This is a genomic window from Streptomyces sp. NPDC007346, assembly GCF_040703535.1.
Lineage (GTDB): Bacteria > Actinomycetota > Actinomycetes > Streptomycetales > Streptomycetaceae > Streptomyces.
In genome coordinates this window covers 21023-31499 of the sequence record NZ_JBEYKR010000082.1, presented here as the reverse complement: position 1 = coordinate 31499, position 10477 = coordinate 21023, and the positions used below count along the sequence as shown (strand labels likewise).

The 10477-nt window shown below is 72.3% G+C and carries 9 protein-coding genes; 4 read left to right on the top strand and 5 right to left on the bottom strand.

Translation table 11 applies throughout. The features are described 5' to 3' along the window. Window positions 1–72: 72 nt before the first annotated feature. Window positions 73–3429 (bottom strand): S8 family serine peptidase, encoded by a 3357-nt coding sequence (locus AB0917_RS21295; RefSeq protein WP_366821174.1) that lies wholly within the window; start codon window positions 3427–3429, stop codon window positions 73–75. A gap of 137 nt (window positions 3430–3566) precedes the next feature. On the opposite strand from AB0917_RS21295, the gene AB0917_RS21290 reads away from it, so the two are divergent. Continuing rightward, window positions 3567–3968 (top strand): STAS domain-containing protein, encoded by a 402-nt coding sequence (locus AB0917_RS21290; protein ID WP_366821179.1) that lies wholly within the window; start codon window positions 3567–3569, stop codon window positions 3966–3968. A gap of 15 nt (window positions 3969–3983) precedes the next feature. Here AB0917_RS21290 and AB0917_RS21285 read toward each other — a convergent pair whose 3' ends face one another. Together AB0917_RS21285 and AB0917_RS21280 are read right to left on the bottom strand one after the other, a co-directional pair. Continuing rightward, on the bottom strand, window positions 3984–5024 hold the full coding sequence (locus AB0917_RS21285; protein ID WP_366821173.1) for a sigma-70 family RNA polymerase sigma factor: 1041 nt from the start codon (window positions 5022–5024) through the stop codon (window positions 3984–3986). A 221-nt stretch (window positions 5025–5245) separates the two neighbouring features. Then, window positions 5246–6556, bottom strand: coding sequence for an MFS transporter (locus AB0917_RS21280; protein WP_366821172.1), 1311 nt, complete (start codon window positions 6554–6556; stop codon window positions 5246–5248). Between the two features lie 62 nt (window positions 6557–6618). On the opposite strand from AB0917_RS21280, the gene AB0917_RS21275 reads away from it, so the two are divergent. Next, window positions 6619–7572, top strand: coding sequence for a LysR family transcriptional regulator (locus AB0917_RS21275; protein WP_366821171.1), 954 nt, complete (start codon window positions 6619–6621; stop codon window positions 7570–7572). 43 nt (window positions 7573–7615) lie between these two features. On the opposite strand, the gene AB0917_RS21270 is transcribed toward AB0917_RS21275, so the two are convergent. Further along, a complete protein-coding gene (locus AB0917_RS21270; RefSeq protein WP_366821170.1) occupies window positions 7616–8377 on the bottom strand; it encodes a dienelactone hydrolase family protein in 762 nt (253 codons plus the stop codon). Between the two features lie 113 nt (window positions 8378–8490). Between AB0917_RS21270 and AB0917_RS21265 the strand changes: the two genes are divergently transcribed. Together AB0917_RS21265 and AB0917_RS21260 are read left to right on the top strand one after the other, a co-directional pair. Continuing rightward, window positions 8491–9645, top strand: coding sequence for an adenosine deaminase (locus AB0917_RS21265; RefSeq protein WP_366821169.1), 1155 nt, complete (start codon window positions 8491–8493; stop codon window positions 9643–9645). Between the two features lie 134 nt (window positions 9646–9779). Next, window positions 9780–10082: a hypothetical protein gene (locus AB0917_RS21260; protein WP_366821168.1), complete on the top strand. Its 303-nt coding sequence runs from the start codon at window positions 9780–9782 to the stop codon at window positions 10080–10082. Window positions 10083–10202: 120 nt separating this feature from the next. Here AB0917_RS21260 and AB0917_RS21255 read toward each other — a convergent pair whose 3' ends face one another. Further along, window positions 10203–10409, bottom strand: coding sequence for a PspC domain-containing protein (locus AB0917_RS21255; RefSeq protein ID WP_366821166.1), 207 nt, complete (start codon window positions 10407–10409; stop codon window positions 10203–10205). Between the last annotated feature and the right edge of the window lie 68 nt (window positions 10410–10477).

Here is a 10477-nt window from a genome sequence, read left to right as displayed (position 1 = left end):
GCCGCACGGAGGAAGTTCCGTGCGGCGGGCCGCCGTTGTGTGCGGGGGGCGTGAACCGCCCGTGCTACCGGGTCACTTGCCCAGGTACGCGTTGTAGATCTTCACCGAGGACTTGTTGCCCTTCTTGTCGGTGATGTTGGCGGAGAAGGAGATGCCCTTGTTCTTCGCGGGGTTCTTCACCGTGATCCTGCCCTTCTTCACGGTGACCTTCTTCCAGGTCTTGCCGCCGTTGTAACTGACGTACGTCGCCAGCGACTTGAGGTTCTTCCCGGCGGCCGCGCCCTGCACCTTCACCGGCACGGAGATCGTCTTGCCCGCCTTCGCCCGCCCGTCGGCGGAGAGCGCGGGCGTGAAGCGGACGGTGGAGGCCGGGAGCTTCGCGTCGGCCTTCTTGGAGCGGAACGAGAAGCTGACGTCCACCCGGGTGGAGAGGGCGCCGATCTTCGGGCTGTGCTTCACCGACGAGGTGAGGCGGTAGTCGGCGCTGCCCGCCGGGACCGTGAAGGTGTCCCAGCCCTGGAGCGGGTCCTTGTTCTGGGCGAACTTCTTCCCGTTGCGGTACAGCACCGTCGTGACCGAGGAGAACTCCGGCCCGCCGTCGTTGCCCCTGCCGTCCGCCAGCAGAGGGAGGAAGCCACCGATCTCGTTGCCCTCGCGGTAGACGCCGTCGTACCCGGTCAGCCGGGGGCCGAAGACCCCGGTGTTCACGGCCTTGGTGTAGGTCCTGCCGGCCTTGTAGGCGACGGTGTTCCCGAGGGAGTAGCCCGCCTCGTAGCGCGGGAAGCCCTCGGCGTCCTTGCCCCCGGCCTGGGCGAACTCCAGGGACCAGCGGGCCTTGTCGGTGGTGGCGACCCGGATCGTACGGGTGCCGGGCAGCGCCTGCTCGGCGTAGGCGCCGAACAGGAGGTAACCGCCCGGGAGTTCCGCCACCGGGGAGAGGAGGCCGGTCTTCTTCTTGACCGCGCCGACGCCCATGGTCAGCTTCACCGTGGCGAACTGGTTGGCCTTGTACTTACGGCTGTAGCCCGTGGCGAACTGCTGGACCCGGCCGCCGGCCGCGACGTTGTACTCGCCCGACGCCCCCTTGTTCCAGCTGCCGGTCCAGTGCTGGCTGAGCGAACCGTCGGTGATCTTCGGGCCGACGTGGGCGGTGCGCAGGACCCCCTTGCCGCCGACCGTCCAGGCGTACGTGTTCTCGGTCCACCTGGTCGAGACCGAGAACTGGCTCTGCAGGCCGCGGAGCGTGGCCCCCTTCACCGGCAGGGTGAGGGCGGCCGGCTTGGTCCTGCGGGCGTCCAGCGTGATCGTCGTGTTCTTCGTGACGTTCAGCTTCGGCTGGACGAGCCAGTCGACGTCCTGGATCCTCCTGGGGTCCGTGACGATGGTGCCGTCCAGCACGAAGAGGCCCTTGGGCACCCGGATCTTCGCCACGCCGCCCTTGAAGGCCGAGGTGAACGAGGCGCCGTCCGCCGTGCCGCCGAGGTCGTCCAGCGAGACGTCAGCGTCGGCCGGGGCCTTGCCCGTGCGGCCGATGGCCTTCAGGGTGACGTCGTACGACTCCCGCTCGCGGTCGACCGCGGCCGCGGTGCGGACGCTCTGGCCGTCGCCGGTGGCCACGACGTACGCGGAGTACGCGCCGGTCACCGTGGAGCCGAGCCGGGTGTCGACCGTCAGCGGCACCTCGGCGGTGCCACCCGCGGCCACGGTGACCTGCTGCGCGCCGAGGGTGAAGAAGCCGGCCGGGGCGGGCCTGCCCTTCGGGTCGGTGCCCGTCACCTTCAGATCGAGGGTGACGTCCGTGGTGCCGAGGTTGCGGTAGGTGAGCTGCTTGGTGACCGGGGTGTCGTCGGTGTGCGGCCACTGCTGCACGCCGAAGCTGACCGAGACCTGGTCGGTCACGACCGACTGGGTGAGCGCCCGGTCCACCGCGATACGGCCCGCACCCTGCTGGAACGGGTTGTACGCGCCCGGCACGGCCGAGGCCGCCAGCACGCTCTTCAGCTCCGCGTACGTCCACTCGGGGTGCTGCTGCTTGAGCAGGGCCGCGGCGCCCGCGACATGCGGGGTGGCCATCGACGTACCGGAGATGGTGGTGTAGCCCGCGGGCTTCTCACCGACCTCCCGGGCGATCTCCGAGCCGGGGGCGGAGGCCGCCGTGATGTCCACGCCGGGGGCGGTGACATCGGGCTTGACGGCGCCGTCGCCCACGCGCGGGCCGCGGCTGGAGAAGTCCGCCAGCCTGTTCCTGACGTCGACCGCCCCGACGGTCAGCGCGGCGTCCGCGCTGCCCGGGGAGCCGATCGTGCCCGCCCAGTCGCCCTCGTTGCCCGCCGCGACGGCGAACAGGACGCCCTTCGTGGCCGAGAGCCTGTTGATCCCGGCCTCCAGCGGGTCCACCTCGGGGGTGTCCATGCCGCCGAGGCTCAGGTTGACGATGTCGGCGCCCTGGGCGACCGCCCACTCCATGCCGGCCAGGATGCCGGAGTCGTCGCCGAACCCGTCGTCGCTGAGCACCTTGCCCGCCAGCAGCTTCGCGTCCGGGGCCACGCCCTTGAACTTGCCGCCCGACTTGGCGCCCGAACCCGCGGCGATCGAGGCGACGTGGGTGCCGTGGCCGATGCGGTCCTTCAGGTCGCGCGAGGTGGTGAAGTTCTTCGCCGCGGCGATCTTGCCCTTGAGGTCCGGGTGGGTCCCGTCCACCCCGGTGTCCAGGACCGCGATCTTGACGCCCTTGCCGGTGTACCCGGCCTCCCACGCGGCCTGCGCCCCGATCTGGGCGACGCTGCGGTCCAGGGCCGCCCTGCGCCTCCCGTCCAGCCAGACCCGGTCGATGCCCGCCGCCGTGGTGCGCTGCGGGCTGCCGGCCTGCTCGCTGGTGAGCGCCTCCCACAGGTCCGGGGCGTCCTCCTTCGGCGTGGCCACCGACTGGGCGTTCAGCGACGTCAGGCTCCGGCCGATCCGGGTCGACCCCGCGTCCCGGACCTCCGCCCTGGCACGGGCGCCCTGGTCGCCCCGGTAGCTCACGATGAGCCGCAGGTCCCGCTGCTGGGCCCGGCGGTTCTCCGGGCGGCTCAGCTCGGTGATGTCGAACAGCCGCCGGTCGAGCCTGCCCGAGGCGATGAGCCGCTGGGCGTCGGCGGGTATGACGAGCGTGCGCCCGTCCCGTATCTGCTTGCGCACCGGTATGCCGGCACGTCCCTTCGCGGGCTCGAAGCCCACGACCCGGCCCTCGCTGTCCACCGAGACCCGGTCACCGGTGATCAGCGTCAGCTGGTGCGAGGCCTTGCCCGAGGGGCCGAAGGCCGCCGGGGCCCCGGCAGCGGGCCGGACCGGCTGGGCGGCCGCGGGCGTGGTCATGCCCGCGGTGAGCGCGACGGCGGCGGCCGCGGCGACAGCCGGGACCCCCGCCTTCTTCACGTGTCTGCGCAACTCTCCCCCTGGAGAATGAGGCGGTTCCTCTGAACCGTTCACTTCCTCTAGAGGGGGAAAGACGTGAAGAGGTTGGCAAGGAATGCGCACAAGTTGCGAGTTGACCGATTTCGGTCGTGCGCCTGCCCCGGGCGGCGATGAGTTTCGGTCACCGGACCGGTCCTCCCGTTGTGGCAGCCATGAAACCGATCGTCCTCGTCGTCGCCGGACACGTCACCCGTGACGCCGTACCGGCCCTCTGCACGGAACTGGAGAACCTGCTGAACGACCCCCGGGGCGCCGCCCCGGGCCCGGCCGCCCCGGACCCGGCCGCCCCGGACCCGGCCACCACGGTGGAGTGCGACGTGGGCGGCGTGGACCGGGCCGACCTGGCGCTGGTCGAGGCGGTGGCCCGGCTGGCCCTCGTCGCCCGCCGGGCCGGGCGGCAGCTGCGGCTGCGCCGGGTGGGGCCCGAACTCCAGGCGCTGTTGGACCTGGTGGGGCTGGCGGACGTGGTGGGCCTGGAGGAGCCCGAGGACCGGGTGCCGGGGCCGTACTGACCGGACCCGGACGGGTCAGCCCCCGGCGCTCGCCGCCGGGAGCCGGTCCGGCAGGCCGAACAGCGGGAACCAGCGCTCCACGTCCAGGAAGCAGTGCATCCCCGAGACCGCCCCGTCCTGGACATCGATGACCTGGACCGCCCACGGCACGAAGCCGGGCCCCTCCGGGTCGGGCTTGTAGTGCGCGAAGCCCGGGGAGCCGTTGACCGCGACGGGCACCAGGCGGGAGCCCGCGCAGGCCGCGCCGATGGTGGTCATGAAGCCGGTGATGTCGGCGGTGCCCCGCAGCCACAGGTCGAACGGCGGCATCGTCATCACCGCGTCCTCGTGGAGCAGCGCGGTCAGGGCGGCCATGTCGTACCCCTCGAACGCCTTCACATAGCGCTCCAGGAGCTTCTGCTGCTCCTCGTCGAGGGGGTCGGCCGCGTCCGGGACCCGGCCCGAGGTCTCGGTGAGGGTGGCGCGGGCCCGCTGGAGGGCGCTGTTGACCGAGGCGACGGAGGTCTCCAGCAGCTCGGCGACCTCGGCGGCCTTCCAGGCGAGCACCTCGCGCAGGATCAGTACGGCCCGCTGCTTGGGCGGCAGGTGCTGGAGGGCGGCGACGAACGCCAGGCGCACCGACTCCCGCGCCACGGCGGCCTCCGCCGGGTCCTGGAGGGTGGGCAGGACGCGGCCGTCCGGCATCGGCTCCAGCCAGACGTTCTCCGGCCGGGGGCTGAGGGCGGCCTCGGCGAGCGGGGTCGGGCCCGTCAGGTCGACCGGCCGGGCCCGCTTGTTGCCCGCCTTCAGCATGTCCAGGCAGACGTTGGTGGCGATCCGGTAGAGCCAGGAGCGCAGCGAGGAGCGGCCCTCGAACTTGTCGAAGTTGCGCCAGGCCCTCACCAGGGTGTCCTGGACCGCGTCCTCCGCCTCGAACGCGGAGCCGAGCATCCGGTAGCAGTACCCGGTCAGCTCGGTCCGGTGGCCTTCGAGGCGGGCGTCGATCCCGGCGTCACCGGAGGCCCCGGCGCCCTCGGCCCCCGCCCCGCCGGCCGTCCTCGTGGTCAGATCGCTCATCGCTCCACCCCTGTCGCGCAAGCCGCACCGCGGCCTTCGTCACCCGGTCCATCGGAAGCTACCGCAGGGCACTGACAGGAGGGGTGGAAAGAGGGCGACAGGCCGACAGGCCGACAGGCTGGCAGGCTGGCAGGCCGGTGGGCCGGTGGGGCCGACGTGCTGACGTTCCGGCGTTCCGACGTGCCAGCGTTCCGAGGTGCCGGCGTTCCGGCGGTTCACGGTCAGTGGGTCGCCGGCACCAGCGCTCGCCGCTCGGCCCGCGCCACCCGGGTCCCGTACAGCGTGATGGAGACGACGCCGAGGACCGAGAGCAGGCCCAGCGCCACCGTCGCGGCCCAGCCGCCCGCGTGGAAGGCGACCGCGCCCAGCGTGCCGCCCGCGCTGGAGCCCAGGTAGTACGCCGACTGGTAGAGCGCCGACGCCTGCGCCCGGCCCTCCGTCGCGGTCCGGCTCACCGAGGAGGAGGCGACCGCGTGCCCGGCGAAGAAGCCGGCCGTGATCAGCACCAGGCCCAGCAGGACGGCGGCCAGCCGGTCGGCGAGCGAGAGCAGCAGCCCGGCCGTCGTGGTGGAGACCGCCAGGTAGAGCGCGCCCCGGCGGCCCAGGCGGGCCACCAGACGCCCGGCCGCGGCGGAGGAGACCGTACCGACCAGGTAGATCAGGAAGATCGAGCCGACGATGCCCTGCGGCAGCGAGAACGGCTCCTCGACCAGCCGGTAGCCGATCACCGTGTAGACCGCGCCGAACACCGTCATGAACAGTGCGCCGATCGCGTACAGCCGCACCAGCAGCGGGTTGCCGAGGTGGGTGGCGACGGTCCTCGCCAGCGCCTTCGGGTTCAGCGAACCGGGGGTGAAGTTACGGGCCCTGGGGATCAGGAAGTGGAAGGCGACGGCGCACGCCACCGCCAGCAGCCCGACCGCCGCGAGCGCCGCCCGCCAGCCCCACAGCTGGGCGACCCAGCCGGTGAGGATGCGGCCGCTCATGCCGCCGATGCTGTTGCCCGCGACGAACAGCCCGATCGCCGCGATCAGCGCCTTGGGCCGGACCTCCTCCGCGAGATACGCCATCGCGGAGGCCGGCAGCCCGGCCAGCGCCGCGCCCTGGATCGCGCGCAGCGCGATCAGCCAGCCGATCGAGGGGGCGAACGGCACCACCATCCCGACCAGGACCGCGACCGTCAGCGAGGCCGTCATCATCTGCCGCCGCCCGAACCGCTCCGAGAGCGCGCTCAGCGGCAGCACGCACAGCGCCAGCGCGCCGGTCGCCGCGGAGACCGTCCAGCTCGCCTGTCCCGCGCTCACGCCGTACGCGGCGGAGACGGCGGGCAGCAGGGCCTGGGTCGAGTAGAGGAGGGCGAAGGCCGCGACACCGGCGGCGAAGAGCGCGAAGCTCATCCGGCGGTAGCCGGGGCGGCCGGGCTCCAGGCGCTCGGCGGAGGCGGGCGCGGCGGCGCGGGAGGTGATGACGGGGGACGGCGGGGCAGAGGCATCCACGACGGCGGTGGATGCCCCGGTATCGGCAGGAGGCATACGTCGAACGTAGAGCGGCACGTTTCATGCGTCCAATGCACGAAACCGCCATAATCGATCCCATGGCGCATCAACGCAGCTCACAGCCTCGGCTGTCACCGAGCAGTTACGAAGAAGACATCCGGGCCGTCCTCGCGCCACGCCTCGCGTACTTCGAGGCGGTCGCCCGGCACGAGCATGTGACCCGCGCCGCACAGGAGCTCGGCGTCCCGCAGTCCACGCTCTCGCGGGCCATGGTCCGGCTCGAAGCGGACCTGGGCGTCGCCCTGTTCGCCCGCAAGGGCCGTACCGTCTCGCTCACCCCGGCGGGCCGCACCTTCCTCGCCTCGGCCGAACGGGCCCTGGCCGAGGTGGAGAAGGCCGCCGACTCGGTGAGGGCGGACGCCGACCCGACCACGGGCCGGGTCTCCTTCGGCTTTTTGCACACCATGGGCTCGGAGACCGTACCCGCCCTGATCCGCGCCTTCCGGGCCGACCACCCCAAGGTCCGCTTCCAGCTCGTCCAGAACTACGGCGAGGCGATGATCGAACGGCTGCGCGCGGGCGGCCTGGACCTCTGCCTCACCTCACCCGTGCCCGACGCCCCCGACCTGGTCACCCGCCGCCTCGACGAACAGCGGCTGCGCCTGGTGGTCCCCGACGACCACCGCCTGGCCTCCCGCCGCCGCATCCGCCTCGCGGAGGCCGCCGACGAGACGTTCGTGACCCTGGAGCCGGGCTACGGGCTGCGCCGGATCACCGACGACCTCTGCACGGAGGCGGGTTTCACCCCGCGCGTCGCCTTCGAGGGCGAGGAGGCCGAGACCCTGCGCGGGCTGGTCGCCGCCGGGCTCGGGGTGGCCCTGCTGCCGCCGCCCGCGGTCGCCCGGCCCGGCGTCGTCGAACTGACGGTCACCGCACCGCGCGCGGTCCGCGAGATCGGGGTCGCCTGGCTGGACGGGCACCCCGACACCCCGCCGGTCGCCGCCTTCAAGCGGTTCCTGCTCTCGCGGCGCGGGAACCTGCTGCCGGACTGAACCCCGCCCCGCCCCGGACGCCTTCAGGGCCACGGGCGGCCGATCAGTGCCGCAGCGACCGCCCGAACCCCGCCGCCAGCGGCATCCGCAGCCCCAGCGGCGGCGGCGCGGCCAGGGCGTCCTTGACCGGCCGGGCGTAGGACCGGGCGAAGAGCGAGCCGCGCATGAAGTCGGCGGCCAGCGCCACCACTTCGGCGCGGTGCTGGCGCAGGGCGTGCCCGTCCGAGTGGACCTCGAAGCGGCAGGTGTCCCGGTTGGTCTTCTTCGCCCGCTCGGCCAGCCGGTACGACAGCTCCGGGTCGGTGCGCTCGTCGTTGGTGCCGTGCACGATCAGCACCCTGCGCCCCACGAGCTGCTTCACCGGCTCCGGTTCGGCGGCGGACCGCTCCGGCAGCCACGGGGCCATCGCCAGCACCGAGGTGACCGCCCCGTGCCCGGCGGCCCGCAGCGCCGCCCGCCCGCCCATCCCGTGGCCGACCAGGCACACGGGCACGTCCCCGTACCGCCGCTGGATCTCGTCGGCCGCCCAGGCCGCGTCCTCGGCCGGATGCGCCTCGGTGTCGTTCCAGCCCCGGCAGCGGTAGCGCAGGACGTGCACCGCCAGTCCGTCGCCCTCACCGGCGCGCGCCAGCGCACGGGCGAACGGCAGCTGGACCGCGTACGACAGGGGGGAGGGGCGACGCCGTGAGTCGGCCTCGCCGTTGGGGAGCAGCAGAACCACGCCGCTGACCTCGTATGGTGCTCCGGCCGTCGAGACGGCCCGTCCCAGCCTCGCAGCAGGCAGGGGGAGTGCGCGCTGTGCCATGACAGAACAGTCTCAGAAGAGCAGGTGTACTCCACCCGACTTTCCGGTCACTGTTACGCATCGACGGAAGTCGTCGACGAGCGTTCTACGCGCGTAGGCGCTAGAGTGCCAAGATGACGAGCCAGACCGCGAATGTCCCTGATCCCGACCAGATCCGGCGCGCCCCCAAGGTGCTGCTCCACGACCACCTCGACGGCGGCCTGCGGCCGGGCACGATCGTCGAGCTGGCTCGCGCGCAGGGTTACGACTCCCTCCCCGAGACCGAGGCCGACAAGCTCGGCACCTGGTTCCGCGAGGCCGCCGACTCCGGTTCGCTGGAGCGCTATCTGGAGACCTTCGCCCACACCTGCGCCGTCATGCAGACCCGTGACGCACTCTTCCGGGTGGCGGCGGAGTGCGCCGAGGACCTCGCCGAGGACGGCGTCGTCTACGCCGAGATCCGTTACGCCCCCGAGCAGCACCTGGAGGGCGGCCTGACCCTCGAAGAGGTCGTCGAGGCCGTCAACGCGGGCTTCCGCGAGGGCGAGCGGACCGCCCGCGCCAACGGCCACCGCATCCGGGTCGGCGCCCTGCTCACCGCGATGCGGCACGCCGCCCGCGCGCTGGAGATCGCCGAACTCGCCAACACCTACCGCGACCAGGGCGTCGTCGGCTTCGACATCGCGGGCGCCGAGGCCGGCTTCCCGCCCACCCGCCACCTCGACGCGTTCGAGTACCTCAAGCGGGAGAACAACCACTTCACCATCCACGCGGGCGAGGCCTTCGGCCTGCCCTCGATCTGGCAGGCCCTTCAGTGGTGCGGCGCCGACCGGCTCGGCCACGGGGTGCGGATCATCGACGACATCGAGGTCGCCGAGGACGGCTCGGTCACCCTGGGCCGCCTCGCCTCCTACGTACGCGACAAGCGCATCCCGCTGGAGATGTGCCCGACGTCCAACCTGCAGACCGGCGCCGCCGACTCGTACGCGGAGCACCCCATCGGGCTGCTGCGGAAGCTGCATTTCCGGGTCACCGTGAACACGGACAACCGGCTGATGAGCGGCACGAGCATGAGCCGTGAATTCGAGCTGCTGACCGAGGCGTTCGGATACACGCTCGACGACATGCAGTGGTTCACCGTCAATGCGATGAAATCAGCTTTCATTCCTTTCGATGAACGTCTTGCGATGATCAACGAGGTCGTCAAGCCCGGTTACGCCGAGCTGAAGTCCGAGTGGCTCTTCCGTCAGACCGCCGTGACCAGCGGTTCCAACGCTGCCGCGAGCTGACGTTCGACACGCGGAAAAGGGCCGGGAAAGAAAACCCCGGCCCTTTTCCGCGTGTCGGGATGTTTGCGGACGGGGCGGGAGGATGGCTAACTTGCAGAGCCGCTCACATCCCCTTCCCCAAGGATGAATTCTTCATGAAGAAGACCGCTGCCAAGACTCTCGGTGTCGCCGCTCTCGGTGCCGCTTTCGCCGCTGCCGCCGCGGGCAGCGCCTCAGCCGCACCCTCCCTGCCCCTCGACTCGGCGGCCGGTGCGCTCCCCGTCTCCACCATGGCGCTGGACGCCGTCGCCACGGCGGCCCAGAACGCGCCGGTCCAGGAGACCGTCGGCAAGGTCCTCGGCGGCGACGCGACCGACGCCGTCGCCCCGGTCGCCGGCCTGCTCGGCGGACTGCCCACGCAGGGCCTCACCGCCAACGGCATCCCGCTCGGCGGCTGACCGCACCACCCCGGCGCGCCGCCCGCGGCGCGCACCCGCACATGCCAGTGGGGCGCACACCCGGATCAGGGTGTGCGCCCCACTGTGCGTACGCCGGCCCGGCCCCCGTGGCCGACCGCGTCACCAGGCCGTCGAGGACGAGGCCGCCTTCTCCGAGGGCAGCAGCGCCCACAGGGCCAGGTAGATCAGGAACTGCGGGCCGGGCAGCAGGCAGGAGACGACGAAGATGACGCGCATCGTGCCGGCCGAGGTGCCGAAGCGCCGTGCCAGCCCGGCGCACACACCGCCGATCATGCGTCCTTCGGTGGGGCGGACCAGTGCGGCCATGGTGAGCTCCTTCGCGAACCGTAACGGTGGGAGCGGCTCTGTTCTGCTCCCGATGTATCCATAGTGCG